The organism is Sulfitobacter sp. LC.270.F.C4 (assembly GCF_032922545.1).
Taxonomy (GTDB): Bacteria; Pseudomonadota; Alphaproteobacteria; order Rhodobacterales; family Rhodobacteraceae; genus Sulfitobacter; species Sulfitobacter profundi.
In genome coordinates, this window is sequence record NZ_CP136685.1 from 21629 (window position 1) to 47627 (window position 25999).

Annotated in this window: 21 protein-coding genes and 5 pseudogenes; 18 read left to right on the forward strand and 8 right to left on the reverse strand. The window is 57.7% G+C overall.

Features of this window, described 5'->3' with window-relative positions:
* Positions 1-33 precede the first annotated feature (33 nt).
* Positions 34-984 (forward strand): DUF305 domain-containing protein, encoded by a 951-nt coding sequence (locus R1T45_RS00135; protein WP_050686576.1) that lies wholly within the window; start codon positions 34-36, stop codon positions 982-984.
* A 68-nt stretch (positions 985-1052) separates the two neighbouring features.
* Positions 1053-1773, forward strand: a pseudogene (locus tag R1T45_RS00140) (MauE/DoxX family redox-associated membrane protein).
* Positions 1774-1775: 2 nt separating this feature from the next.
* Here the strand turns inward: R1T45_RS00140 and R1T45_RS00145 are convergent.
* Positions 1776-3866: a protein-disulfide reductase DsbD family protein gene (locus R1T45_RS00145; protein WP_081285562.1), complete on the reverse strand. Its 2091-nt coding sequence runs from the start codon at positions 3864-3866 to the stop codon at positions 1776-1778.
* A 353-nt stretch (positions 3867-4219) separates the two neighbouring features.
* Here R1T45_RS00145 and R1T45_RS00150 point away from each other — a divergent pair, with 353 nt between their 5' ends.
* The 10 genes and pseudogenes from R1T45_RS00150 (at position 4220) to R1T45_RS00195 (ending at position 14484) form a co-directional block, all read left to right on the forward strand.
* On the forward strand, positions 4220-4921 hold the full coding sequence (locus R1T45_RS00150; protein WP_065331824.1) for an IS6 family transposase: 702 nt from the start codon (positions 4220-4222) through the stop codon (positions 4919-4921).
* 54 nt (positions 4922-4975) lie between these two features.
* Positions 4976-5078: pseudogene (locus tag R1T45_RS00155) on the forward strand (IS6 family transposase); the annotation flags it as partial.
* Between the two features lie 1171 nt (positions 5079-6249).
* Entirely contained in the window at positions 6250-8235 is a 1986-nt protein-coding gene (locus tag R1T45_RS00160; RefSeq protein WP_348429596.1) for a multicopper oxidase domain-containing protein, read from the forward strand.
* A gap of 26 nt (positions 8236-8261) precedes the next feature.
* Positions 8262-8981: a copper resistance protein B gene (locus tag R1T45_RS00165; protein WP_065335300.1), complete on the forward strand. Its 720-nt coding sequence runs from the start codon at positions 8262-8264 to the stop codon at positions 8979-8981.
* A gap of 84 nt (positions 8982-9065) precedes the next feature.
* Positions 9066-9563 (forward strand): plastocyanin/azurin family copper-binding protein, encoded by a 498-nt coding sequence (locus R1T45_RS00170; RefSeq protein ID WP_009827247.1) that lies wholly within the window; start codon positions 9066-9068, stop codon positions 9561-9563.
* 227 nt (positions 9564-9790) lie between these two features.
* The gene (locus R1T45_RS00175; protein ID WP_009827248.1) at positions 9791-10324 is read left to right on the forward strand and encodes a copper oxidase; all 534 of its coding nucleotides are present in this window, start codon (positions 9791-9793) and stop codon (positions 10322-10324) included.
* Positions 10325-10334: 10 nt separating this feature from the next.
* Positions 10335-11600: an ABC transporter transmembrane domain-containing protein gene (locus R1T45_RS00180; RefSeq protein WP_009827249.1), complete on the forward strand. Its 1266-nt coding sequence runs from the start codon at positions 10335-10337 to the stop codon at positions 11598-11600.
* A 105-nt stretch (positions 11601-11705) separates the two neighbouring features.
* Positions 11706-12425, forward strand: coding sequence for a response regulator (locus R1T45_RS00185; protein WP_088664274.1), 720 nt, complete (start codon positions 11706-11708; stop codon positions 12423-12425).
* A pseudogene (locus tag R1T45_RS00190) lies at positions 12422-12781 on the forward strand (two-component sensor histidine kinase); the annotation flags it as partial. The gene R1T45_RS00185 and the pseudogene R1T45_RS00190, both read left to right, overlap by 4 nt.
* 176 nt (positions 12782-12957) lie before the next feature.
* A complete protein-coding gene (locus R1T45_RS00195; protein ID WP_082033403.1) occupies positions 12958-14484 on the forward strand; it encodes an ISL3 family transposase in 1527 nt (508 codons plus the stop codon).
* 287 nt (positions 14485-14771) lie between these two features.
* On the opposite strand, the gene R1T45_RS00200 is transcribed toward R1T45_RS00195, so the two are convergent.
* Positions 14772-15695, reverse strand: a complete 924-nt coding sequence (locus tag R1T45_RS00200; protein ID WP_167354554.1) for an HTH domain-containing protein — start codon at positions 15693-15695, stop codon at positions 14772-14774.
* Between the two features lie 43 nt (positions 15696-15738).
* Between R1T45_RS00200 and R1T45_RS00205 the strand changes: the two genes are divergently transcribed.
* The gene (locus R1T45_RS00205; protein ID WP_093734029.1) at positions 15739-16008 is read left to right on the forward strand and encodes a hypothetical protein; all 270 of its coding nucleotides are present in this window, start codon (positions 15739-15741) and stop codon (positions 16006-16008) included.
* An 8-nt stretch (positions 16009-16016) separates the two neighbouring features.
* Positions 16017-16618: pseudogene (locus tag R1T45_RS00210) on the forward strand (DEAD/DEAH box helicase family protein); the annotation flags it as partial.
* Positions 16619-16758: 140 nt separating this feature from the next.
* On the opposite strand, the pseudogene R1T45_RS00215 reads toward R1T45_RS00210, so the two are convergent.
* From R1T45_RS00215 to R1T45_RS00240, 6 genes and pseudogenes are all read right to left on the reverse strand, one after another.
* Positions 16759-16942, reverse strand: a pseudogene (locus tag R1T45_RS00215) (recombinase family protein); the annotation flags it as partial.
* A gap of 315 nt (positions 16943-17257) precedes the next feature.
* The gene (locus R1T45_RS00220; RefSeq protein WP_237066204.1) at positions 17258-17563 is read right to left on the reverse strand and encodes a cytochrome c; all 306 of its coding nucleotides are present in this window, start codon (positions 17561-17563) and stop codon (positions 17258-17260) included.
* 10 nt (positions 17564-17573) lie between these two features.
* Entirely contained in the window at positions 17574-18776 is a 1203-nt protein-coding gene (locus R1T45_RS00225) for a molybdopterin-dependent oxidoreductase (RefSeq protein WP_093734031.1), read from the reverse strand.
* Between the two features lie 115 nt (positions 18777-18891).
* Positions 18892-19680 (reverse strand): anti-sigma factor family protein, encoded by a 789-nt coding sequence (locus tag R1T45_RS00230; protein ID WP_093734032.1) that lies wholly within the window; start codon positions 19678-19680, stop codon positions 18892-18894.
* Positions 19673-20203: an RNA polymerase sigma factor gene (locus R1T45_RS00235; RefSeq protein WP_237066208.1), complete on the reverse strand. Its 531-nt coding sequence runs from the start codon at positions 20201-20203 to the stop codon at positions 19673-19675. The genes R1T45_RS00230 and R1T45_RS00235 overlap by 8 nt, the downstream gene beginning before the upstream one ends.
* Before the next feature lie 283 nt (positions 20204-20486).
* Positions 20487-21629 carry a TDT family transporter gene (locus tag R1T45_RS00240; protein WP_093734034.1) on the reverse strand — a complete coding sequence of 381 codons (1143 nt, stop codon included), beginning with the start codon at positions 21627-21629 and terminating at the stop codon, positions 20487-20489.
* Between the two features lie 112 nt (positions 21630-21741).
* Here R1T45_RS00240 and R1T45_RS00245 point away from each other — a divergent pair, with 112 nt between their 5' ends.
* The 4 genes from R1T45_RS00245 (at position 21742) to R1T45_RS00260 (ending at position 25994) form a co-directional block, all read left to right on the forward strand.
* Positions 21742-22605, forward strand: a complete 864-nt coding sequence (locus R1T45_RS00245; protein ID WP_093734035.1) for a LysR family transcriptional regulator — start codon at positions 21742-21744, stop codon at positions 22603-22605.
* The gene (locus R1T45_RS00250) at positions 22602-23234 is read left to right on the forward strand and encodes a hypothetical protein (RefSeq protein ID WP_093734036.1); all 633 of its coding nucleotides are present in this window, start codon (positions 22602-22604) and stop codon (positions 23232-23234) included. Before R1T45_RS00245 ends, R1T45_RS00250 begins: the two co-directional genes overlap by 4 nt.
* A 138-nt stretch (positions 23235-23372) precedes the next feature.
* Complete coding sequence (locus R1T45_RS00255) at positions 23373-24170, forward strand: substrate-binding domain-containing protein (protein ID WP_237066210.1); 798 nt, start codon at positions 23373-23375, stop codon at positions 24168-24170.
* A 489-nt stretch (positions 24171-24659) separates the two neighbouring features.
* Entirely contained in the window at positions 24660-25994 is a 1335-nt protein-coding gene (locus tag R1T45_RS00260; protein WP_317388895.1) for an IS5 family transposase, read from the forward strand.
* Positions 25995-25999 lie beyond the last annotated feature (5 nt).

Genomic DNA, 25999 nt, shown 5'->3' on the forward strand with positions numbered 1-25999 from the left:
CTCCACAAATAGAATCCATGATGGAGAGATCAGATGTCTGAAGATGCGATCGGGAAATCTCGTGGCGGGTCCGACACCCGTTCAAGTGAAGGTGCAGCACATTCGGGAGGCCATTCAGGTTCATCCTATGGCCGGTTTCTGGCGATGGTCGGCACATCGACTGCGATCATGTTCGGCCTGATGTACATCAACTCGTACTCCTTCGAACATGTCTACTGGAGCGAAACCCGATTTTACATGACGTTCATCATGGGCGCGACGATGGCGACCGTGATGCTCCTTTTCATGTTGAACATGTACAAGAACAAGGGCGTCAACGCCGCGATCATTCTCGGGTCTGTCGTGATGTTCGCCGGCGCGCTCTGGCTCGTGAGAAGCCAGGAGACCATTCAGGACGAAAGCTGGATGAGCGCGATGATTCCGCACCACTCCATTGCGATCATGACAAGCGAACGGGCCGAGCTGACAGATCCAAGGGTCGAGGCGCTGGCTTCGGAAATTGTGACGGCGCAAAACCGCGAAATTTCCGAAATGCGTTTCCTCATAGATGACATTGAGGCAAATGGCGAAGCCGGTCCTGAATGGCCACTTGGTGAAGCGGACGGTCCGGCTGAAATGGAGGGGCTTCAAGAAGCGATTGCAACCCCGGTGATTGCCGGAATCCGTCCTGCACCGCTCAAAGCCGAAGAAATAACACGCGCACTGGGGTCCGACGGACAATGCCGTTTCATTCGCGCCGTGAACGCCGATCCCATTCTGGTCACGGACGGGGCGGGGAACGGCGTCGCCAAGATATCCGGATCGCTGGTCAACTTCACGTCGCAAGACACAGTGACGTCCGGTGGCGTCCTGTCTGCCGATGGTGGCCAATTCACGCTGGCGCCGGGTGACGCGGACGGTGAAGACGCCACCCTGCTGTTTGAATTGACGGGAGAGACGCCTCTGACTGTCGGATTTACCGGGTATTGGACCTGCAACGGTTAAAGGATTTAAAGGAACGCGTCATGACGAGAGAGGCAAAATCCACCCCGAAGACGGCGGTTTTGTACCGAATGGTGATGGAGGAGCATGTTTGTCCCTATGGGCTGAAAATCGAAGGACCTGCTTGAGCGGGAGGGGTATTCGATTGAGGACCGGCCTCTGAACACCCGCGAGGAAACGGATGCTTTCATGGAAGAACACGGTGTCGAAACAACTCCGCAGACCTTTATCGGCAATGAAAGAATTGGTGGCTATGACGCGCTGAGGGAATTTTTCGGCCAGGACGTAAAGGATGACGACGAGACGACTTATCAACCCGTCATTGCGATATTCGCGGTCGCATTCCTTATGGCGCTTGGTCTCAGTTGGGCGTTTTACGGTTCGATCCTGACGCTGCGGGCATTCGAGTGGTTCATCGCGATCTCGATGAGCTTTCTTGCTGTTCAAAAACTGCAGGACGTCGAGACGTTTTCCACGATGTTTCTGAACTACGATCTGCTTGCCCAGAAATGGGTGCGCTATGGCTATGTCTATCCCTTCGGCGAAGCACTTGCCGGTATTCTCATGGTCGCCGGTGCCTTGGTCTGGATCAGCGCGCCTGTTGCACTGTTCATCGGTACGGTCGGAGCGGCTTCAGTTTTCAAGGCCGTCTACATCGATAAGCGCGAGATCAAGTGCGCCTGCGTGGGCGGCGGTTCAAACGTGCCGCTGGGTTTCGTGTCCCTGACCGAAAACCTGATGATGATATTCATGGGCGTCTGGATGTCGGCGCGTGCGATGGGCCTCTTTTAGGCCTAACCATCCGTTTTCAAAGCGGTCACAGGGTCGCCAAGTGCAGCCCTGCTCAGCGCGTCGAGAACGGCTTCGGACGTCAGAACCTCGGACAGGATGATCCCGTCTGGCGCGTTTGGCCCGTAGACGATGTTGAACGGGATGCCAAACCTGTTGTGGCTTTCCAGATACCGGGAAATGTCAGTGCTGGGCCTAGTCCAGTCTGCCCGCATCGCAACGACATTATCACCCCGCAGTTGGTCGACCACGGGCGCACGGTCCAGCACCAGCGTCTTGTTGGCCTTGCACGTCAGGCACCAGTCTGCGGTCACGTCGACAAAGACGGTTTTTCCCTGCGACACCAGTTTCGGTATCTCGGAGCGATCGAACGCGACCCAGTCCTGGCCCACCGCTCTCGTCTGCGGCGGGATTGTCAGCGCCGTCGGCACCAGAAGGCTGAGAACAGCAACCACCACCAGCGCTGTCGGGCGCGTCAATCTGCCCGGCAAACGTATTGTTGCGAGAAGAATGAAAAGGCTCGTCATAAGCAGCACGGTCATGGCCACCCGGCCACCCGCCACCCCTATCAGTACCCAGAGCAGCCAGATCGCGGTCCCGGCCAGAAGACCGGCAAGCACCCATTTGACGACAACCATCCAACGTCCCGGCCTGGGCAACAACCGGACCAGACCAGGCTTCCCCGCCAGAACCAGATAGGGCAGGGAGAGCCCAAGCCCCAGAGCCGTGAAAACGAGAATGACATCAATCGGGCGCCCGGACAGGGCAAAGGCAACCGCTGTCCCCAAAAACGGGGCCGAGCAGGGCGTGGCCAGCACCGCCGCGAAGGCGCCTGTTGCAAAATCTCCGCCATACCCGTCGCGACCGCTTGATCTGGCCAGCCGTGACTGCAACCCGGAGGGCAATGAAACTTCGAACACCCCGAACAGATTGGCAGAGAACACGGCAAGCACCAGAAACATGACGGTCAGGAAAACAGGGCTTTGGAATTGCAGGCCCCACCCAACGGTGACGCCGACGGATTGCAGAACCAGAATGATTGCGGCGAGGGCCCACATGAACACCAGAACGCCAAGCGCCGACATCAGGAACCCATTCCGGACCTCGTGCGCTGGCTTGTTTCCATGATTGAGAACCGATGTCAGCTTGATGGACAGGACAGGCAGAACACAGGGCATGACATTCAGGATCAGACCGCCAAGAAAGGCAAAGGCCGCAATCGCCAGGATTTGCGTCAGATCCGGCAGGTTCGCCATAACCTCGAATGGTGCACCCGGGATGCGGTCTGACCAAGCGGGCTGCGCTGTCACCGCGCGTGATCCATCGGTCAAAGTCAGTTGCAGGGGCGGCGGATCCTCCCCTTGCGCGAGAAGAGGCAGCTTGGCCCAAAGGGCTGTTCCCGCATCATCGGTTCGGATGTCCGGTTTGCCAAAGGTGAATTCCGGCCCCAGTTCCGGAAAGATATCCGGCTTCACAAAGGCATTCGCACTGCGCGCCGTCACATAAAGCGCATCATCCGCGATCACCGCCGTTTCGACAATGATGTCGCTCTCTTCGGGACCAAGCGGCACCCGCTGGGCATACTCCGAAATCAGGCCCGCCGCCTTCGCGTCAATCCCGGTGCCCGCCGGAATTGTCAGTGCGAGATCGAAATCATGCGGCACACAGACAGTCGAGCACGCCAGCAATGAAACACGCGCCTGCAATGTTGCGGACTGGCCCGCAGTTTCGAGAACTGCCTGAATGGGCAGGACGACACGGGTCTTGTAGCCAAAATTCTCGATGCCGAATGCCGTGAAGCGCTCAGGCGCGGGCCAGAGCATCTGTGCGCTCACCAGATTTTCCGATCCATCCCATGAAATTTCAGGCGGCAGACCCACCTCGCCGGGCGAACGCCAATAGGCTTTCCAGCCCTCGGCCAGCTCGACATCCAGGCCAAGGGAAAGGGTTCTGGAGGTTTCCGCGACCCCATTTTCAACGGAGATGAGCCGGGCCGTGATTGTTGAATTCTCGTAGGTATCGCTCGATGCAGCAAAGCCCATGGAGGCCCAAAGGCAAGCCATGAGAAGGAAGAATAGGCGCAACGTGGTTCGCATCATCTTTTGGCTCGCTTCCACCCTTGTCCCGAGATCGAAATCCGAAGCACCTCTATGGCTGCATCTCCCGGTTGGTCAACTTTACAAACGGATACAATGTCGTTTGTGAAGCCATCCCGCTGCGAGAATAACGCGACGAAGTCCGCGTTCGTAGCAGGAAGGCCAATAGAAGCTTTTTTCTTCATTGAACATTTCAATCGCAACCGCGGCCTCCAACCTTCCAGCGCTGGAAATTGAAACCAAATGCGGATGACTTAGTTGAACGCTTAGCAATTGAGAGAAGGAAGAAGAGGTGTTGTCACATTAACGGTCCTGAGGTTGCTGGTTCATTGATCTGGGCGTAGGCGGTGTCGATGCAGACACAAAAGATCAGCTACAAACGCCACCGGTTTCCGCCTCAGATCATCGCTCATATTGTCTGGCTTTACGTCCGGTTCAACTTGAGCCTGCGCGAGGTCGAAGAGCTGATGCTGGAACGTGGCGTCGACGTTTCGTATGAGACAATCCGGCGCTGGAGCGTCAAGTTCGGCCCCCTGATCGCCCACGTTCTACAGCGACGGCAGCCGCGCCCCGGCGATGTCTGGCATCTGGACGAAGTCGTTGTGAAGATCGCGGGTCGGTCATACTGGCTCTGGCGCGCGGTCGACCAACACGGCTTTGTTCTTGAGGAAATTCTCCAATCGAGACGAGACAAGCGCGCCGCAAAGCGGCTTTTGGTCAAGCTGATGAAACGTTGGGGCTTCGTGCCAAAAAGGATCATTACGGACAAGCTGCGCTCCTATGGTGCCGCAAAGCGCGAGGTCGCGCCTGGCCTTGATCATTGGTCACACAAGGGACTCAATAACCGCGCAGAAAACAGCCACTTGCCCTTCCGAAAACGAGAGCGGGTGATGCAAGGCTTCCGATCGCCGGGTGGATTACAACGCTTCGTATCTATGAAGTCTGCAACCCGCAATAGTTTCTCTGTCCCAGCCCGCCGCCGCTCTGCGCTCACCATCCGCTACCATCGGCTCGAAGCATTCGAGGCGTGGAAATCCGCGGCACAGGCCGCTTGATCAACGAACAGCTTGCCAACTTGCAAATTCGGCGAGTTAACGTGACAACACCAACTCAATAACCGCGCAGAAAACAGCCACTTGCCCTTCCGAAAACGAGAGCGGGTGATGCAAGGCTTCCGATCGCCGGGTGGATTACAACGCTTCGTATCTATGAAGTCTGCAACCCGCAATAGTTTCTCTGTCCCAGCCCGCCGCCGCTCTGCGCTCACCATCCGCTACCATCGGCTCGAAGCATTCGAGGCGTGGAAATCCGCGGCACAGGCCGCTTGATCAACGAACAGCTTGCCAACTTGCAAATTCGGCGAGTTAACGTGACAACACCCTGAATCGATATCGTCGCGGATCAGGTGATGTGATCGAGCGGCGACTAATGTTACTGTATGGCCCTTGCGCGCTAACTCCCGGGCGAAATAGTGATGCCGTCCGCCCATACCGGTGCCTGTGGTTGAACCGTAATGGTTGATTATCACTATTCGGGTCATATTGAGCACCTTGCTGTCTTTAAACTAGGAAAAGTTGCAGCGTTCGCAGCGCTGTGGAGTTCTACGGCTTGGTATGAGTTCCGTCCCAAACACTTGCATTTAGCGGATATTCCGAATGAACTGGCTTACAAGGGCGAAGCTTGGAAAGGCTGTAGCCTCAGAGCGCACAGCGAGAGTTTTTGCAATCCGCTGCATTAATAAATCTCAGAAAAACACAAGCATGTCTGATTGGCACACGATCTCGCTTTCTGACGCTGCACGCAGGTTATTTCAGGGATGTATTGCTGCAGCGAGTAAAGTCCTCCGAACCAGGTCCGCGATAGCCTCTATCAACGTCTGATCGCTATCTCCAGATGAGTTGTTGATCAATTCTTGGATGAGCCTGTCTTTCGCCGATCATCTCTGGAAACCGGGCATAGCAAGCGAAAGATGATCTACATCAAGCGCGTTCGCGAACCTTCGGGCAACTGCGTAGGCGCCCCTTCGCCCTTCCCGAACCAAAGCAAATCACATCAGCAACCACCCACCCTACCGACGGTCAGCACACCCTAACCCCATATGTAACCATATGTATTCTTGATCCTTTGCAGGCGTTCCGGCGATAAAACCTCCAGTTCCACGGAGGGCACGTGAATCATGGATCCGACAAATTCAGAACTCGAAACAGGCCCCGCGCTGACCCTCGCAAGTTGCAAGGCAGAACCGCGCGTAAACGCCCCCCGGCACGTGCCGTGTTCGAAGCGAACTGTGCCGAGCCGGGTGCGACTGACCTCCAAAACGCCGTCGAACCCTTGAGCACGCGCGCTGCGGCACCTTTCAGACAGACTAATACAAGGAAAACGAATGCAATTCTTCAATAGAAAGCAGCTGGCCCTCTGGGATACGGCGCTCAGTACCTCTGAAGAGCTGGCGAAGGGGTTGTCGCGGCGTCAGTTCGGCTTGGCTGCGGCTGCGGCTTTTGCGATGCCCAAAGCGTTGAGCGCGCATGGCTCCACGCAGGTGACCTCTCAGGGAACCTACAATATCACAGTCGACCCGGTGCGCATCAACACGGGCGATTTTCAGAAGATGGGCGTGGGCTACAACCGCAGCCAGATTCCGACGATCCTGCGCTTCAAGGAAGGTGAGGAGGTTACGATAAACGTGACCAACAACCTCAGCGAAAGCACCTCGATCCACTGGCATGGACTTATCGTGCCCTTCCGTCAGGACGGCGTTCCGGGGATCAGCTTCAACGGCATCGCCCCCGGTCAGACCTTTACCTATCGCTTCCCGATCCAGCAGGCCGGGACCTATTGGTTCCACAGCCATTCAGGCCTTCAGGAGCCGGATGGCGCCTACGGTGCGATCGTGATCGAGCCGCGCGGCAGGGAACGCATACCAGCGCACCGCGACTATGTCGTTCAGCTGGCCGACAAACATCCCCATCCGGGCAACCGCATCTTGCGGAACCTCAAGATGCAGTCCGACTACTACAACCGTTCGCAGCGCACTTTTCAGGACCTGATCCGGGACGCCCGCATGGACGGTCTCAAGGCGACGCTGAAAGAGCGCCGCATGTGGGGGCGCATGCGCATGCTGCCGAGCGACGTCGAAGACGTGCAGGGATTTACCTCGCTGATCAACGGTCGCAGCACGTCGCAAAACTGGACCGGTTTGTTCCGGCCCGGTGAGAAGGTCCGCCTTCGGATCATCAACTCCTCCGCGATGACCTACTTCGACATGCGGATACCGGGACTGAAAATGGTCGTCGTGCAGGCTGACGGCAACGATGTGGAGCCTGTCGCCGTGGATGAACTGCGGGTCGCGGTTGCCGAGACCTATGATGTCATCGTCCAGCCTACGCAGAACAAGGTCTATAGCATTATTGCGGAATCCATGGGCCGCAACGGGCTTGTTCGGGGCACCCTGTCACCCAGAGAGGGCTATGCCGGTGCCGTGCCCCGTCTCAGACCCAAGCCCTTGCTCACCATGGCCGACATGAGCGGCATGATGGGCGGTATGGGTATGGATATGGGCATGGGTATGGGCGACCACGTCATGCAGAACATGACCGGAATGAACCACACCGACATGACAGGCATGGACCATTCAAACATGCAATCCAGCCAGCAGCCCCCGATGCCTGCGATGACCCCGTCAGAGGAAAAGCCGAAGAAAAAGACTTCGATGGCTGGGATGGACCATACGCAGATGCAAAAGCCTGCGATGGACGGCATGGACCACACGCAGATGCAGCAGAAGAAAAAGGCACCGATGTCAGGCATGAACCATGCCCAGATGCAGAAGCCCGCAATGGACGGTATGAGCGGCATGGACAGTATGAGCGGAATGGCAATGTCTGATGGCGGCGCTCCGTTCTATGTCCCGGGCAGCGGACTGACGCCTGTCGCGTACAACGGCGGCAAGTTCCTGTCCTACGCAGACCTGCGCGCCGCCAGCCCTCGTTACCGTCACCGCGCACCCTCACGCACCATCGTGTTGCGGCTGACCGGTAACATGGAGCGCTACATCTGGTCGATCAACGACGTGAAATACGACGATGCCGCCCCGATCACGCTCCGATACGGCGAGCGGGTGCGCATGCGGTTCATCAACGAAACGATGATGTCGCATCCGATGCACCTGCACGGGATGTGGTCGATCATCGATGCCGGTCACGGTCCGCGCAATCCCATCAAGCACACCGTGAACATCAATCCCGCCGCCACGACGGACATCGAAGTCGAGGCCGACGCCCCCGGTCAATGGGCGTTCCACTGTCACCTCAGCTACCACGCGCGGGCGGGAATGTTCCGCAAGGTCGTGGTCAAGGGACGCGCGGCTTGAGCCGGGAAATACAAAGGACGAACGTAATGAAATACAGTCAACTCGCCGGACTGGCCGGCCTCATCCTTCCTTGGGCCTCGCTCGTGCAGGCTCAGCCCGTCAAACAGACCGAACAGCTGATCTGGGGCGTGCAGGCGGAACAGTTGGAAATTCGCGCACTGGATGACGAAGAGGTCCTTGTCTGGGATTTCGACGCCCTCATCGGCACGGATGAGCTCAAGCTGGTGTGGCGCAGCGAAGCTGAATACGGTCTTTCGTCCGATGAGTTCGAAAGCCTCGAAAACCAGCTACGTCTCCGGTTTCCAATCTCGACCTTCTTTAACGGCGTGGTCGGAGCCTATGCCAGCACACCCGAGGGCGTTCCGGAACGCTACGCGGCTGTCGTGGGGGTAAAAGGGCTCGCGCCGCAGTGGTTCGAGATCGACGCCGATCTCTACCTCTCCGACTATTCGTTCTTCAGTTTCGAGGCGGAATACGAACTGCTCCTTACCAACCGTCTGATCCTGACCCCGAACATCGAGATCGATATGCCGCTGAAGGATGACATCGCCCGGGGGCGGGGTGCGGGTGGCGCAGTCATGGAGATCGGTGCGCGGCTGAGTTACGACCTCATCGACCGTGCGGTCTCACCCTATATCGGCGTCAACTACGAGACCTCGTTCGGCGACACGCGGGACATCACCCGCGCGGCCGGTGGGGATACAGATGAGTTCTCGGTCGTGATCGGTACACGCCTTCAATTCTGAGATTTGTTCCTGCGGGAGCAATCCGGAGGGCTGATGAGTCCTCCGGCCAATACCTGAACCCAAAAGCAACCAAGGACTAAACAGATGAAACATCTACTGCTGACAATCGCACTGGCTTCCTCCTTTGCGGCACCGGGGTTTGCCGGCGAAGCGGCTCACGGAAACAAGTCCGGCGACACCCATGGAGAAATGAAGATCGGCATGCCCGGCGATGCCGCTGCGGTGGACCGCACGGTCGAGATCGACATGGTCGAAACAGACGACGGCGAAATGCTGTTCAAGGGCGGCGATCTGGATTTCAAAGAAGGCGAGACCGTCCGTTTCGTCGTCCGCAACGAGGGCGAGTTGGACCATGAGTTCATTCTCGACTCGCAAAAGAAGAACGCCGCGCACAAGAACGAAATGGCGGATATGAGCGGTATGAATATGGGTCATAATGAGCCCAACCGCATCCGGCTCGCGCCCGGCGAAGATGCCGAAATCATCTGGACATTTGCAAATAACGGCACGTTCGAAGCTGCTTGCCTGATCCCCGGTCATTACGAATCCGGCATGTTCCGCGAAGTCTCCGTTACTCACTAAACGGTCAGTGCGGATCGCGAGCACCGCCTTGCGATAACGTTAATACCAGAACGGGCGTACACCGCGCCCGTTCTTTCCCCCGTTGGGCGCCCGTCTGCGACGATGGTGTACCGCGCCAGCGGCGGTAGTACCCAGATCCGACGTTTGCTGAACCCTTGGGCTCACGGCTTCAATCGATCGAATAAACCCGGTTCTAGAATTTCCCCTACTGCGGAGGCGTTGAGCACATGAAGACATCGTTCAAAACTTGCACCCTCGCGGCAGCGCTCATCTTGTCCGCCCTCTCCGCGCATGCGTCCGATGGCAAAAGCCAGCAACCCCATCTGAGGGCCTACGACCTTCCGGACCATGACCCGATCGGAGAACCCCCCGGCGATGCCACGCCCGACAGGACGGTCGACATCACGGTCAGGGAGACCGGAAGCGGTTACATGCTCTTTGATCCGGATGCGCTTCACATCGAGAACGGAGCGGTTGTCCGCTTTCGGGTCACGAACTCCGGCAAACTCGATCACACTTTCTTTCTCGGCTCCTTCGATGAAGTCACCGAAAACCGGCAATGGATGCAGGAGCATCCGGACATGACCCATGACGCCGCCAACTTCATATCGATACCCAGCGGTGAAACCGGGGAACTGATCTGGAAGTTTTCAGACGTGACCAATCTGGAATTTGCCTGTCTGGTCCCCGGCCACAGAGATGCCGGGATGTGGGGGGTCATCATCGTGCATGATCACCTCGCCTCACCCGCCGGATATTGAGCGCGCTCCAATGTCGCTGATGGACAGGTATCACGTCCTCGTACATGACGTCTCCGCCCTCTTCGGATACGATTACAATGATACGACGCCGGACTGGGTTCATCCGTTCATTCACCTCATTCTGGTCCTGGCGCCGGGATTGCTGATCGGCGTCGCCCTCTATCTCGTCCTGCGCGGTATCCTGCGGCTCTGGAGCCGCCCGGCAAAACCGGTCGCGCGCATGAACCACGTGAGGGGGCTTGATGCCGGGTTGTTCAGCTCGGTCCTGCGCTACACCAGACGGCAGCAGGCGCAGATGATCATGCTGAGCCTTCTCGCGCTTCCGATCCTGTATCTGACCTTGGAACTGCCCAAGCAGATCGTGAACAATGCGCTGGAATCCGCGACTTTCCCGGTCGAGGTTCTGGGCCAGAGTTTGGATCAGGTCATATTCCTGCTGCTGCTTTGCGGGCTGTATTTGCTGTCGATCAGCCTGAACGGACTCATCAAATACACGCTCAACGTCTTCAAGGGCTATACGGCGGAGCGGTTTCTCCGACGCTTCAGGCTGCTGATCTATCGGCGGTGGCGCTCGGATGCGGAGGCGTCCGAGCAAAGCGAGATCGTCCCAATACTCGCACAGGAAGTGGAACCCATCGGCGGCTTCGCGGCCGAAGTCCTGACCCTGCCGGTTTTGCAGGGTGGCACGCTTTTCACCATTCTGCTGTTCATGTTCATTCAGGACCCGATCCTGGGTGCCGCCGCGCTGACCGTGTTGCCCATTCAGCTTATTCTGCTCCCGAAGCTGCAGCGCCGGGTGAACACCCTGTCGCGTATCCGGATCAAAGAGGTCCGCGATCTTGGCAGGCAACTGAGCGAGCAGTTGCGCGAACGACAGGGCGCCTCGTCCGGCCTGTCGGCGGCGGGCGCTAGTTTCAAGGCGCTGGAGCAGGTACGCAGAAGGATCTTTCGTCTCAAGTTCTTCATCAAGGCGCTCAACAACTTTCTGACGGCGCTGACACCGTTTCTGTTCTACTCACTTGGCGGATATTTCGTCATCGAAGGCCGGATCACGCTTGGGGCACTGGTCGCGGTCCTCGCCGCGCACAAAGACTTTTCGGCCCCACTGAAGGAGCTTTTCCGATACTATCAGGCGCTTGAGGATACGCGGATCAGGTATCAGGAAATCACGACCTTCTTCGCCGGGACGCCGCCCCGCATGGAAGAACAGCAATCCGCCGGGGTGCACCGGCTGGCGATCCGCAGACCGCCGGAACATGCGCTGTCGCAGACTTGAGGGCTCCTATTGTCCCCCCTGCTCCCGCGACGCGTCAAACTGCCGTTACATTTGGCTACAAAGAGGGGGCGGACATTTACACCGGCGGTTTGATATACACCGGGTATGAGCGAACCTGCCCACATTCTGGTCGTCGACGACCATGACGAGATCCGCAATTCCGTTTCAAGCTATCTCGAACGGAACGGCATGCGAACCTCGGTCGCCGAAAGTGCCGCAGAGATGGACGCTCAGCGCGCAAGACATTCTTTCGATCTGATCGTGCTCGATGTGATGATGCCCGGCGAAGACGGGCTGACTGCGTGCAAAAGATTGCGTCAGGAGTGCGGCACACCGGTCCTGATGCTGACCGCCCTCGGAGAGGACGACGACCGCATCGAGGGTCTGGAAGGCGGCGCGGATGATTATCTCTCCAAACCCTTCAATCCGCGCGAGTTGTTGGCCCGGATCAGGGCCATCATGCGACGCAGCGAGAAGAGCCCTCCGCAGGACCCATTCGCGGGCAAGCGCATCCGGTTCGCCCATCTCGAACTGGACTATGACGGACGGACCCTGACCGCCCCGGACGGCACCCGCAATCAGGTAACCTCCGGTGAGCTGAAACTCCTGTCCATCCTGCTCGAACGCCCGCGTATCGTCATGAGCCGCGATGAGCTGCTGGAAATGACAGCGGGGCGCGTGGCCGGACCGCTTGACCGGACGATCGACAATCAGATCAGCCGCCTGCGCCGCAAGATCGAACCGGACGTATTGCGCCCCCGTGTCATCTCCACCGTGCGCAACGGCGGTTACAGCCTGACCTGCGATGTCGAGGTCAGTTCGTGAAAACGCGCCCGTGGAGACTGCGCACGCAGATCTCACTCTTGGTGCTGGGTGTTATCGTCGTGGCGCAGGCGGTGAGCCTCTGGTTCTTCGTTGACGAAAGAACACTCGCCGTGCAGGCGGCGATCGGCGCGGAAGCCGCCGGACGGGCCGCCAATGTAGCACAACTGATCGAAGGCGCGCCTCCGGAGCTGCACCCCCAGATCATTCGCGCCGCGACCTCTCCATTGATCCGTTTCAACCTGACCGAAGAGCCGGAGGTTGTGCATACGGATCATGACGCAGGCGGCGCGGTCGAGGCGCGGGTGAGGGCTCTTCTGGGCGATGACTACAGCCGCGACATCCGCATCGAAATCCATGTGTCGCGTAGCCCTTAATTGGGTTCTGCCTCAATTTGTGTGGCGCAACTATCCTGAGCTTGGAACATTCGGGAGGGATAGTCGTGATTTCAAAAAAGCACTGGTCGCCCGGGAGCGACGTTTCGGTTCAAGGCGTTAAGCGACGTGATTCCGGCGGGTGGCTTGTATCCGGTGTTTTGGCACCGAGAGGCATCTGCCCAGATTGTGGTTTGCATTCTCGGCGTCGTCACGGGTGGCGGCAAAGGCGGCTACAGGATTTACCTGCACTTGGCGACAAGGTAACAATCGCACTCTGGGTCTGCAGGTGGCGATGTCGCGCTTCCACGTGCCCGCGGCGGACTTTTTCGGACTACACCTCGTCAATTGCGCGTCCATTTGCACGTCGAACTTCGCGTGCTGATGAGATTGTAGTTCATCTGGGGCACGCCACGGGTGGACGGCCTGCCGAGCGGCTCTTGCGCCGTTTAGGCGTCGGTGTCAGCAATGACACGGTGCTGCGACACCTCAAGAAGTGTGCGGAAAGCGTCGCCCCGCCGCCAACGGTCATTGGCATCGACGATTGGAGCTGGCGCAAGTCGCAGACTTACGGAACCATCATCGTCGATCTCGAGCGGCAGACCGTAATTGATATTCTTCCGGATCGGAGCGTTGAAAGCTGTGCGAGCTGGCTGCGGCAGCACCCTGAGATTGAAGTCATCAGTCGGGATCGTTGTGGCGGATATGCGAAGGCCGCACGTCAGGGTGCACCGCAAGCCCTGCAGGTCGCAGACCGTTTCCATCTCGTCCAGAACCTGCGCCAGGCCATTGAAGAGCAGATGAATATGCATGGCCGCGCCACCGGGCGGGCGCTATTGTCAGATGCCGAAAACATCAGCACGGCCAATCATCTACTGCGATCGCGTCTTGCTCATCGGAAATCACGTGAGGAAATTTTCCGAAACATCCATGCGCTTCGTGATCAAGGGCTGTCTTGTAGCGAAATTGGACGTCGGACCGGCTTCCCGCGTCGTAGTGTGGCGAAGTGGTTGAGCTCCGACTCGCCACCAGACCGCCGCCGAGCTGCATTGAAGCCCACGTCGCCGTGGTATTTTGAGAGCATACTGGCCGATCTCTGGAAACAGGGTATCCGGTCCGGCCAGGAATTATTGGTCGAAATTCAACGCCATGGCTATGAGGGCAGCTTGTCTCATTTGCAACGTCTGCTGGCCGGATGGCGAAGGGATGAACAAACCGTTCTAGCAGGCCCGACCGACACGCCGCTGCCCCTGGCGCCTGTGCGGGACCCGCAAACCGGTCACGCCATTTCGCCGGTTGTCGCAGCGGCGCTCTGTATCAAGCCGCGACGCAAATTGACCGCAGACCAGGCCCAAAAGGTAGATGCATTGAAGGCCGGATCGCCAAGCTTTGCCACGATGCGGAGCCTTGCCATGCGGTTTCAGGGCATTTTGCGCGGCGACCAGTCCGCCCCGCTGGACGCATGGATCGACCTGGCCATTGAGACTGGCATCCCACCAATCATGCGCTTTGCCCGCACGCTGCACCGCGACATCGAGGCCGTGCGCAATGCCATCGAACTTCCGTGGAGCAACGGTCAGGCTGAGGGCCAAGTCAATCGCCTGAAGACCCTCAAGCGCGCCATGTACGGTCGCGCCGGACCAGAACTCCTCAGAGCCCGAATGCTGCCACTGCGCCACACAGATTGAGGCAGAACCGATTTAAGGGCAACGCGACAGCAGAGGTGACGCTATTTGAAGCGCCTTGCTGGGTCCCAAGACGGGCGATCGTATTCAACGCCCATCTTACTACCTTGGTATCACGCGCGTTTACGGCCAAATATCCAGCTTGGATCTCAAAATCGCGCCTTGCCTCGGGCGATAGGGCCTGCCCACCCCTATATCGGCGGCAGAGGTCTTGGAGGGCCGTTTTCTGCCGCCGGGTATCTTGGCTTTCGAGTTCGAACTTTAAAAAGGCGGCCTCAAGGTTGCTAATTCTACCTCTGCGCAAACCCTACCCTATCCTTTGCAGCAAGTAAGCCTAGGATGTGTGCGCTCCAAGGTTCGAAATCGTCAATGTCGTTTGGAAGAGCTCTAGTATGAATCCAGTCTGGATCATTAAGTGAGAGGCGTTTCGTTGTTGGCTCGAACCATTCGGGACTTTCCCACGTGACAACTATCACCAAATCGAGTTGGCCATCCATGTCGGTAAGGGCTGTCACGCACTCAATCTTAGGAGACTGCTCCACAGAACGCTCGAAAGTGGCAAGGGACAAGTCGAGGTCCTGTTGAAGAACGGCGACGGAGCAGTCTTGAATACCTAGGCGGTCCGTTGAAAAAAGCGAGGCGTCTTCTGCTGCGAGCGCTCCAGGAAAACCTATTGACCGACGGTTGGCGAACGTGTCGCGATCATCGCGGTAGCGTCCGATCCGGTAGGCTAGGATCTGGTCACGTTTTCGAACGACTGAAAAGGTCCAGATCGCACAATACCCATCTTTTTTCATGTCTTCGGGGTGCATCGTGGTGATCGAGTTGGAGCCGTTTAATCGTTCAGCGAACTCCGACATTGAAATGGTAGTGTTTTCAAGCGATGCTGCCATTGTATAGCGAATGGCGAGGCTGTCGGGCCGTTTGAGGTCGCGGGTCCGCCGCCGAGCGGGGAACTCAACCTTCCATTTCGATGGAAAATCTGGATCGGTTAGAAATTCCTTCAGCGCGAACTGCCCAGGCTCGGTTCGATAGAACGAAGATCCTTCGCGCGCTCGGAGAATATCTTCACTCAAACGCGCCTGTAAGGTTTTCTGCTGAGTTCTTCCGTGGAGATGCTCGGGAAGGATTTCCGCTTTGCGGGCAGCATCAAGGATGGACTTCGCCCCCATCGGGCGTCGCCGCGCCCGCAGTACGACCTTCGCGATATCCAAATATGAATCCACAGCGCCTCCAGCTTCACTATGGAGGATTGGCTTGGGAGGCGCAATCTACGAGAAGGCCTTGACTGGCGATTACGGCGGCTTGGCGTCGACCAAAGGCACTTCGGTAAATTCATCAGATCATATGTTTGCGTTGCAACAAGTTGATTTTCCTGAGTTATTTGCCGCTGAATTTCTGGACATTGCTGCGTCGAGCGAGCGAAACAAAATCGAAACAGGACCAAACCTAACTGTCGGCCGCTGTTCGTTGGGAGTGCGCTTATTGCGGGCGATCGTCATGATTGCGATTGTACAAAAAGTATAAGTGTCTTCGTGTCAAAATCCGCAAACCAGAACCCCGAACAGGTCGCTCCCGATCAGATTGACAAGCGACTGCTGGCTGCAGGTTGGGTGGTGCAGGATAAGGTGTCGCTTAATCCCAGTGCGGCCTCGGGAGTAGCGGTGCGGGAATATCCGACGGACACTGGACCGGCCGACTATGTCCTTTTCGTCGACGGTCGTGCTGTCGGCGTGGTCGAGGCGAAACCGGACAGCTTGGGTGAGCGTCTGACAACGGTAGAGGAGCAATCCTCAGGTTATGCGACTGCTAAGTTGAAATGGGTCGCCGGCGCGGAGCCGTTGCCGTTTATTTACGAGAGCACCGCCGTCGTCACCCGGTTCCCGACGGCCGAGATCCGCACCCCCGGTCACGCGAGGTATTCACGTTTCACCGTACTGAAACGCTGAAGGCATGGCGCAATGATCCGTTGTCCCTGCGGTCCGGGTTGCAGACGCTGCCGCACCTGAAAACCGACGGCCTGCGCGCGTGCCAGATCACGGCGATCACCAATCTCGAAACGTCATTGCAACGCGGTAAGCCCCGTGCGCTGGCGCAAATGGCCACCGGGTCAGGTAAGACGTTCACTGCCATCACCGAGGACCTCGACAACCTCCCGGAACCAGATGTCTTGATGTCCGAGATTATGGAAAACTTGGAAGCAGCGATGGAGCAGTTCGCGGCGGCCAGCCGGGCTTAAACTGAAATGGTGTTCACGGATCAAATAGGAAAAAATTAAACTCTGGAAATATCACCATCGCGCAGAAATGAAAGTGCAGCAATGAGCCCCGGTCGCTCGGTCTTGGCACCAGAGACACCGCGGTCTTCAAAGATGTGGGCAGCCCCGACGGCATTCAAAGCGTCAAGCTGAAGGGAGATCTTGCTCTGCAGTCAAGACCCTCGCGTATCCAATGAGGGACAAGATTTTCCTCTAGGCTTGGGTAGGGTCATGAGGCGTCTCCGACAAACCTATCTGTCCGCAAACCCATTCAAAAATCAAGTTGTCCAAGAACACGGTGCGAAGGCATTTTAGGACTGCCTTTGCGCTTGTCCATCAAACGCACGTTGGATGGATCAAGCCTTGTACAGCGTTAATCAGGTTAGGCTCATCCGAATGAGCAGCTGCCAGAGCGAGAGGCAGATACTTCTGATTTAGCACTTAGAAGCTTGGAGTGTTGCAGTTTGACAAGATGACCGGAGAACGCTCCGATCATCTTTTACTTGGGTTTCGTAAACTCTAGTACTGTGCGGCCAGATACGCAGCGATGATATCGCCATCCTCTTCGGTAATTGGCGCACCGTAGATTGCGATCATCTTGTGTACTTCGGCCTTCCAGAAGTCAGGGCCTTTGCCGGGAGGCTGGTATTCGATGTAATCGGTCGAATGGCAGGTTATGCAATTGGCTTCGGCCACATCTGATCCGTCTCCGGCGCGGAACACGACGGAGCCATCATAGGGCATGTCATAGATGACGGAATCCGCGATGGCGGCTTGGGCCAGGAAGGTCAGTCCAGCCAAAGCGGCTATGTGAAAGGTTTTCATTGTCATCTCCTCAGGCTGCCGTGAGACGTGTGGTTTCGACGACGTTGCGCATATAGCCCGATGGGTTCCATTGCGCTTGCATCGGTTGGGTCTGGCCGTTCGCATTTGTCGCGCGCACCAACAGTGACACCTCACCCGACGCCACGGGCATCGACAGCGTCCATTCGCGGAATGCGTATTTTCCCATGTCCTCGCCCAAGGATGCTTTTTGCCATGTCTTGCCGTCATCTGCGGAGACGCTGACCTCGGTAATGCCAGATCCGCCATCGAACGCTATTCCCCGCAGTGCGAGCGGCGCATTCGCAGCTACTGCCGCGCCATCCAGCACATTGGTGATAAAGGACCGGACGTTGAAGCGGGCGATCGGCACGGTCGTTTCAGGCTTGGTGCCAGGTTCGACACATGCGCAACTGTTGTCCGGGATGCGATAGGCCGTCGTCATCCAGAACGAGTCCAATGGCGTGTCGCGCACGATTATCTGGTTGAGGTGCTTGACCCAGTAGGTGCCGTAGTGCCCCGGGACCACAAGACGGAGAGGATAGCCATTCAGCCAGGGCAGATCTTCGCCATTCATGGCCCACGCCAGCATGACTTCGCCGTCCATGGCATGGGCCAGTTCCAGCGACTTGGTAAAGTCGGGGGTGTCGGGCAGGACAGGCCCATCCAACCCTTCGAATGCGACCTGAATCGCCCCGTCTTGCACGCCCGCCTTTTCAAGGACGGATTTTAGGGAAACGCCAGTCCAGCGTGCGTTACCCATCAAGCCATTCCCTGCCTGCCCACCACCGACACGTGGCGTGACAAAGCCACGGCTGTTGCCTGAACATTGATGAACTGCGACCAGATCAATCGTATCGAATTGCGATTTCAGGTCAGCGAGAGACAGCGACATGGGCGTGGCCACTGTGCCGGCGATCTCGAGTGTGAAGGTGTCAGGATCAATCTCGGTCGGGATGTCAGCCAAGTGGTACCGCACGAAAAACGCGTCATTGGGGGTCAACATGCCTTCATTGAACACACTGAACGGCGTCTCCAACTGCGGCGGTCGGGATGACAGCTGCAGCAAAGGCCGCTTCCCCGGATAGGCGACCAGCGACCGATCTCCATTTTCAAAACCCAGCGATACTGTTTCAGCGAGCAATGGCGTGCCGCCAGCCATCACGAATCCGGCAGCAGCCCCGGTGGATGCGATCATCTGTCGTCTGTTGAACATGGTTCCCCCATTTTTCTGCGATCGCTATGACGTGCTTGTCATGTTTGAGATCGTCGCAAGTTCAGACGATTGGCAGGGGGCGTTTATTCCTCATGATGCAAAATAAACTTGTCCATCAGCCCAGACAGGGCTGGCGTGCCGTCGCCAGAGAGGAGAGCAAATCGGGATGTATCTCATTGGGTGCGTCAGTCCCATTGCGCAGAGCCAGCGCGAGAATGGCGAAGCGAGTCGCGTTCATGGATCGCGAGACCATCGTCATCTGCTGATGGGGTCCGGCCCATTGTGCAATCAGGACATGGCCGTCATCTGAGATTGCGAGACCGGCCGGGCGATCTCCGGCATGCGCGGTCACATAGAGCCCAAGATGGCAATTGCTGGGACCGACAAAACCCAGTGCGTCCGCTTTGCGCCCAAGTGGCAAGGTGACTCTTTCTAGTGACGTCTGCTGCAACCCATTGGCTTGAACGATTGCGGCGATGCCGATGAGCGGACCCTCCGTTGTCACGTTCTGAGCGCCACTTGCCCACTTATCGAAATGTGCGATCATCGTGGCAAGGTCAGAACTTTCTGCAATGATGATCTGTGCCGGAATATCATCCGAAATGGGACCAGTCAGGACTAACCACCATACTGCGCCGGCTGCGATCAAGATGGCAGAGGCGGCCAGCACGGCAGGACGCCATGCAGGCCTTCCTGCTCCTGAGTATCGCTCAGGGATCGCGATGATGACTGTGTCTGACGCCAGTGACGCGACCCCTGCCCGCAAAGCCTGATAATGGGCCACATGGCTGGCAAGCGCCGGATCGCGTGCGATTGCCTCGGCCATCCGAGCCGCGTCTTGCGGATCTAGTGCGCCATCGACATATGCGCTGACCTGTTCGTCTCGAGTTCGTTCATCAACCACGGCGCATCCCTTTGCCCTTTCGCGGCAATTCCACGACATGCGGACCTGAAAGCTTTTCTGCCAGGGCGGCACGCGCACGGCTCACGCGGCTCATCACCGTGCCGCGTTTAATCCGCAAAAGTTCAGCGGTTTCGTCATAAGTAAGCCCGCCGATGTCCACAAGCGCCAGCACATCCCGGTGATTTTCCGACAGCAAAAAGAATGCCTCGCGGACTGCCAGATGGGTGACCGTGATATCGTAGAGTGCACCGCTTGTGCGTTGATCCAGGTCGACCGCCTCTTGCATGGCGCGCCGTCGGCGCCACGATCGCAATCGATCGAACCATAAATGCCGTGCGATGGTGAACAGCCACGCGCGAAATGCACGTTCGTCCTGGGGCGCCTGCTTGGCTGAGATGGCACGCACGACACAATCTTGCACGAGATCTGCGGCTGAATCGCGATTGCGTGTCAACGCCAACGCGTAGCCGAACAATCCGCCAGCGGCAGCGGTGAGCATCTGGCGTTGGTTGGCATTCAGCATAGCGCACTCACGACAGGTCATCCGTACTCGACGGCGGGAACAGGCGGACACTCAGACACTAGCGTGCCTGACGTACTTGACGCCAATCTTTCATCACGCGGATTTGGTTTCCTGCATAGACATGACCGCCATCCGTCATCGCATGGTTGTCAGCCGGCTGCCCCGTCTCTTGTGTCATTGCAATTCGGGCAACGGCAGCGGTCGCACCCGAAGGCAGAAAAATACGATTTCCCGTTATGCCATGTCCTTTTCTGCGATAAGTGGGAAGGCCTGTTCGAACCTGTCAATCGTCCTTCAGGCAGGGTGCTGCAAACAGATCCCCACGCCAGGCGCCGCAGACCGTGCGCGTTCCGACGACGATCCACGCAGCGCCCAACAGTGCCACCAATATCAGGCCAAAAACATAAATCGCAGTAATCGGCAGCAAGCTCGCAAGCTTCAATGAAGCAACGGCAAATACACCCAGCGGGAATGTATAACCCCACCAACCAAGGTTGAATGGCAGACCGTCGCGTGCATAGCGCCCGGTGATGAGCACTGCCATCGCAAACCACCACAGCCCATAGCCCCACATCAGCAATCCGCCGATGAGACCGATGCCCGCCGCGGCGCTGCTATACTGACCCAGATCATTCGCCGCAAAGATGGCAGGGGCGGCCTGGCCTAACGTCATAAGGCCCAATGCCCCGGTGCCGATCGGTCCAAGCGCCAGCCAACTGGAGGCCGCCATGGAAACGTGCGGCAACTTGTGGATGGCGAGCCGCAGGATCAGGACGACAAGGACGCTCATCGCAATGGGGACCGACAGGGCCCAGAGGACGTAAGACCACACCAGCACCAGCAGTTGGGTATGTGCGTCGGCAAGGTGCGGGGCCAGCAACCCCCCCGACACCGCTGCGACCTCGGCTGCAACCATTGGCAACAGCCAGACGGCAGTCATCTGATCGATGGCGTGGCTTTGGCGGGTGAACATCAAATAGGGTATGGCGATGCCACAAAGTGCTGCCATACCGACATCAATCCACCATAAGACGGTCGCGACCTCGATCGCGATGCTGCCCATTGATGGCAGTCCAAAGATCAAAAATCCGTTGATGATCGTGGCCAACCCCATCGGGATACAGCCAAAAAACATCGAGACGACCGAGTGACCGAAAATCCGCTTCGCTTCGTGGAAGAATAAGATCCATCGTGCCGCATAGAGCGCCGAAAACAGCGTGAACAGGGCAATATTGAACAGCCAAAGCGCTTTGCCAAGGGAGCTGAACGCGTCGGGAAGTTGTGCCAGCGCAATTGCGAGGATGCCCGTTCCCATCGTGGCCGCAAACCAGTTGGGGGTGAACTGGCGAATAATTTCCATTGGGCTGGTCAGCTGCGAAAAAGGCTGCAATCCCAGCGATACTGCGCGCATTTTGTAGAATGTCATTGTGGATCTCCTGTTCTTAACCTCGATAGACGAAGCGAACCAAACGATCCAACGGATTGAATTTGTAAAACAGATCGATTTTACTGATGGGTGAGAGTGAGGTGTAGAGATCATGACGCTTGAACAACTTCGCATCTTCATTGCTGTGGCGGAACGTCAGCATATGACTGATGCGGCTCATGCGCTGAACCTGACCCAATCTGCCGTGAGTGCCGCCATTGCTGCGTTGGAAGAACGCCATGATGTGCTGCTGTTCGACCGCATTGGGCGCGGTATCGTGCTGACAAATCTTGGTCGTGATTTTCTGCCGGAAGCGCGCGCGGTTCTCGCCCGGGCAGACGAGGCTGCGGGCTGCCTCAGCGCATCCACCGCCCTTGCCCACGGCAAGCTGCGGCTTGTGTCCAGCCAGACGGTTGCAAACTACTGGCTTCCGCCCCGCATGCAGAGCTTCCACACAGCCTTTCCGGGAATTGATCTGTCACTGCGCATTCTGAACACCCATGCCGCCTGTCAGGCCATCGTCACGGGCGAAGCCGATCTGGGCTTCGTTGAAGATCACGTTGCGGACCCGCAAATCACCCTGATCCCCGCCGCTACAGATCACCTGGTGCTGGTCGCTCGCGCAGATCAGGCCGCGCACGGTGATGATCTGCGGACGGCACCGTGGGTCTTTCGCGAGCCTGGCTCGGGCACGCGTGCTATACTCGAGCAGGCACTGAAAGAGGCGGGCATTGCCGTCATGGATTTGTCTGTTGTCCTCGAGCTTCCCTCGAATGAAGCGGTGCGCGCTGCTGTCGAAGCTGGCGCCGGTATTGCGGCGCTGTCGCATCTGGTTGTCGCAGACGCCCTGCAGGTGGGGCGCCTGGCCCGATTAGCGTTCAAGCTGCCCGAGCGGAAGTTCTTTGCCGTAAATGCGACACAGCGTCATGTCAGTCGCGCGACCCAGGCATTTATCCAACATGTCATTGCGCCATGACGGTTGCCGCCATCATAACGTTATTGGAGCAAATTGAGGGATCGGATCGGCTGTTTAATCCCTATCGCGACCATGATCCCGCGCTCGAGAGCGCGGATGCACCAGAAATACGGCGGGCGAACCTGACGCTCTATCTGCAGGCAATGCAAGTTCGACGTCCTCGCGTCATGTGGTTGGCCGAGGCCATGTCCAGACGTGGTGCCCGGCGGACCGGGCTGCCCTTGACCGGCGACCGGATGCTGCTGCCATTAGCAACGCGGTTGAAAATGGTCGTGCCGTTTCGCCATCCAACCGCGCAACACGACGATCCAGGCTCTGTCACCGCGCGTGCAATCTGGGAAGCAATGCCAGACGATGTGCCGTTACTTTGGAACGCGGTCATGCAAGTCCCGCACCGCAGCGCACCAGACTATGCCATCCGCACACCGTCAGCGCCGGAAATACGGGCCAATCTGGCTGTACTTGCGGCACTCGCAGCGATGTTTGCACCACAGAAAATCTTGTGTATCGGACGTGTCGCAGAGCGCTGTGCCCAGCCCGTCGGAGTGTCGCTGACCTATGTCAGGCATCCGGCCCAAGGCGGGCTATCCGCGTTTCGCGAAGGCTGTACCACCTTCCTGTCTAGTTAGAGCGCCACGCAGACGTGATGCCGCGAAAACCATGAATTTGACTTTGTGATGGAATAAACTGACCCTCCGGTTCGTTCTTCCTGCAATCGCCGCGACCGCCACATGGCAACTGCGGACGACTGGTACCGGAGAACGAAGATGAAACTAATTTCATATGTGGCCCTGAATATGGCCATGGTGACCCCGGCTTTTGCGCAAGACACGGTGATGTTTGATCCCGACATTGTTCATGAGGCGAAGGACGGTGTTGTCCGCCTATATGGGGCGGGCGGCCCCCATACAGCACTTCAAAAAGTGGCCGATCTTTGGCAAGAGCAAACGGGAGGTACCGTCGCGATCACCTTCGGTCCCGAACCCAAATGGTCTCAGCAGGCCCAGGCAGATGCCGACATCATCTGGGGCACGTCCGAACAGTCGATGACGGCCTTTCTGGAGACCTACAAATCATTCTCGTCGGATCAAGTGATGCCGATTTACCTGCGTCCCGCCATTATTGCGGTCAAGGCCGGCAACCCCAAATCCATTACCGGTTTCGACGACCTGCTGGCAGAAGGCATCAAGGTCGTGGTGACCGAAGGCGCAGGCGTCGGAAACACATCTGGCACCGGCGTCTGGGAAGATGTGGCCGGACGTACGGGCAGCCTGTCGGACGTTGTCGGATTGCGTAAGAATATCGTCGCGTTTGAACATGGATCAGGTGCTGGTTTTAAAGCTTTTACCGATCTGGACGCTGACGCCTGGATCACTTGGCCTGACTGGACATCGCGTAACCCTGAAAAGATCGAGGCCGTTGCGTTCTCTCCTGACCGCGCAATCTGGCGCGATTTGAACGTCGCCCTGGCACCTGATGCTGATCCGGAGGCGCAGGCTTTTCTGAATTTTCTGGTGACCGATGAAGCACAGTCCCTGATGAAAACTGAAGGCTGGACCCGGTAACAGACCCCGCATACCGGGCCGGGTCAAACGTCCGGTCCGGTATGTGACACGGAATTTTGGTAGTGAGCCATTTCAGGCCGCTGCGGGACTTCAAAACGCATTCAGAACACCTTGCGGTGGGCGTTGGTCGTCGCATTGAGCGTACTTGAAGGCGATAGACTATCTCAATATCCTATATCTTCTGTCCATCCTGATTTCTGAATATGGCCAACGGTTCAAATCTGGCGTCTAGATTCAAAAATATCTGAATCAAGCCTCAGCCAACCATTTCGGTAGAAATTAAACCTGCATTATCAGGCCAAGTTAGAGTGTCTTCGTGGGTATTGGCATTGATGAGACGGGGCTATCATGGCTGGGGCTACGCTTTTTAGTTCGCCCTGAATAAGTCACAAGCATATGAATTTGTTTGTAGATTTCGTAAAAACTGTAGCAGAAAATTGCAGGGTTTCGTATGCTGGGTCGCGAAACCTTGCAAATTCCGGAGCCGTGATGAAGCCTCATCCCCGCACTGACGAGCAGGACGATCTCCTGCGTCCCCGCCTGACTGAGATGATCGATCTTCGCCACGCATTGGCGAAACTGGAAAAGCTGATTGACTGGGAGTTCTTCGAAACCGAATGGGCCAGTTTCTTTCCTGCCACGACAGGGCGGCCAGCAACATCGCCGCGCCTAGTCGCGGGGCTGCTGTATCTCCAACATGCCTATCGTTTGTCCGACGACGCCGTCGTCGCCCGATGGGTCGAGAACCCTTACTACCAGCACTTCACCGGTGAGACGTTCTTCCAGCACCGCCCCCCTGTCGATCCGTCCTGCTTGACCCGCTGGCGTCAGCGGATCGGAGAGGAAGGGGCCGAGTGGCTGCTGACCAAGACGATCGAAGCTGGGGTCACGTCCGGGGCCGTGGAGGATTGCAGTCTCGCGCGCATTGCCGTGGACACGACGGTGATGGAGAAGAACATCGCGCATCCAACGGATGCGCGCCTGTATGAAAAGGCACGTCGCCAGCTTGTGGCCTTGGCCCACGAACGCGAGATCACGCTGCGGCAGAACTACAATCGACTGGCACCCCGCCTCGCGATGCAGATCGGGCGCTACGCCCACGCCCGGCAATTCAAGCGCATGCGCAAAGCCCTGAAAAAGTTGAAGGGCTACACCGGCCGCATCCTCCGCGACATCCGCCGTCAGCTCGAAAAAATTCCGGGTGGCGCCTTCCGTGAGCGTGCTCTGGACACCCTCGTGCTCGTCAGTCGCCTGCTGCATCAGAACCCAAAGGGCCATGGCAAGATTTACGCCCTGCATGAACCCGAGGTCGACTGCATCTCCAAAGGCAAGGCCCGTAAACGCTATGAGTTCGGAACCAAGGTCAGTCTGGCCACTACCATCGACGAGGGCTTCGTCGTCGGCATGCGCGCCCTGCCGGGCAATCCCTACGATGGGCACACTTTGCCCGAAGCCCTGGAGCAGGTCGCGATCCTGACCGGTCGGACTCCGGATCTGGCCGTCGTGGACCGCGGCTATCGCGGCCACGGTGTATCGACGACAAAAGTGCTGATCAGCGGCACGCGCCGGGGCCTGACGCCAAAGCTGAAGACATTGCTGAGGCGGCGAAGCGCCATAGAACCAGAGATTGGACACATGAAAACTGACGGACGTCTGTCGCGATGCCCGCTCAAGGGGACGTTCGGCGACGCGGTCTTCGCCGTGCTCTGTGGCTGCGGCCATAACATCCGCAAGATACTGGCCCACCTCAGGGCTTTGTTGTCCCTCATCCTGGCCGCATTGTGCGCCGCCGCAACTGACAGGATCAGGCCGGCAAACTGCTAACTTGT

What these genes read in the sequence shown, in the direction of transcription:
- R1T45_RS00135 (WP_050686576.1), top strand. Translation starts at nt 34, where the DNA reads ATGTCTGAAGATGCGATCGGGAAATCTCGTGGCGGGTCCGACACCCGT.
- R1T45_RS00145 (WP_081285562.1), bottom strand. Translation starts at nt 3,866, where the DNA reads ATGCGAACCACGTTGCGCCTATTCTTCCTTCTCATGGCTTGCCTTTGG.
- R1T45_RS00150 (WP_065331824.1), top strand. Translation starts at nt 4,220, where the DNA reads ATGCAGACACAAAAGATCAGCTACAAACGCCACCGGTTTCCGCCTCAG.
- R1T45_RS00160 (WP_348429596.1), top strand. Translation starts at nt 6,250, where the DNA reads ATGCAATTCTTCAATAGAAAGCAGCTGGCCCTCTGGGATACGGCGCTC.
- R1T45_RS00165 (WP_065335300.1), top strand. Translation starts at nt 8,262, where the DNA reads ATGAAATACAGTCAACTCGCCGGACTGGCCGGCCTCATCCTTCCTTGG.
- R1T45_RS00170 (WP_009827247.1), top strand. Translation starts at nt 9,066, where the DNA reads ATGAAACATCTACTGCTGACAATCGCACTGGCTTCCTCCTTTGCGGCA.
- R1T45_RS00175 (WP_009827248.1), top strand. Translation starts at nt 9,791, where the DNA reads ATGAAGACATCGTTCAAAACTTGCACCCTCGCGGCAGCGCTCATCTTG.
- R1T45_RS00180 (WP_009827249.1), top strand. Translation starts at nt 10,335, where the DNA reads ATGTCGCTGATGGACAGGTATCACGTCCTCGTACATGACGTCTCCGCC.
- R1T45_RS00185 (WP_088664274.1), top strand. Translation starts at nt 11,706, where the DNA reads ATGAGCGAACCTGCCCACATTCTGGTCGTCGACGACCATGACGAGATC.
- R1T45_RS00220 (WP_237066204.1), bottom strand. Translation starts at nt 17,563, where the DNA reads ATGAAAACCTTTCACATAGCCGCTTTGGCTGGACTGACCTTCCTGGCC.
- R1T45_RS00225 (WP_093734031.1), bottom strand. Translation starts at nt 18,776, where the DNA reads ATGTTCAACAGACGACAGATGATCGCATCCACCGGGGCTGCTGCCGGA.
- R1T45_RS00235 (WP_237066208.1), bottom strand. Translation starts at nt 20,203, where the DNA reads ATGCTGAATGCCAACCAACGCCAGATGCTCACCGCTGCCGCTGGCGGA.
- R1T45_RS00240 (WP_093734034.1), bottom strand. Translation starts at nt 21,629, where the DNA reads ATGACATTCTACAAAATGCGCGCAGTATCGCTGGGATTGCAGCCTTTT.
- R1T45_RS00245 (WP_093734035.1), top strand. Translation starts at nt 21,742, where the DNA reads ATGACGCTTGAACAACTTCGCATCTTCATTGCTGTGGCGGAACGTCAG.
- R1T45_RS00250 (WP_093734036.1), top strand. Translation starts at nt 22,602, where the DNA reads ATGACGGTTGCCGCCATCATAACGTTATTGGAGCAAATTGAGGGATCG.
- R1T45_RS00255 (WP_237066210.1), top strand. Translation starts at nt 23,373, where the DNA reads ATGAAACTAATTTCATATGTGGCCCTGAATATGGCCATGGTGACCCCG.
- R1T45_RS00260 (WP_317388895.1), top strand. Translation starts at nt 24,660, where the DNA reads ATGAAGCCTCATCCCCGCACTGACGAGCAGGACGATCTCCTGCGTCCC.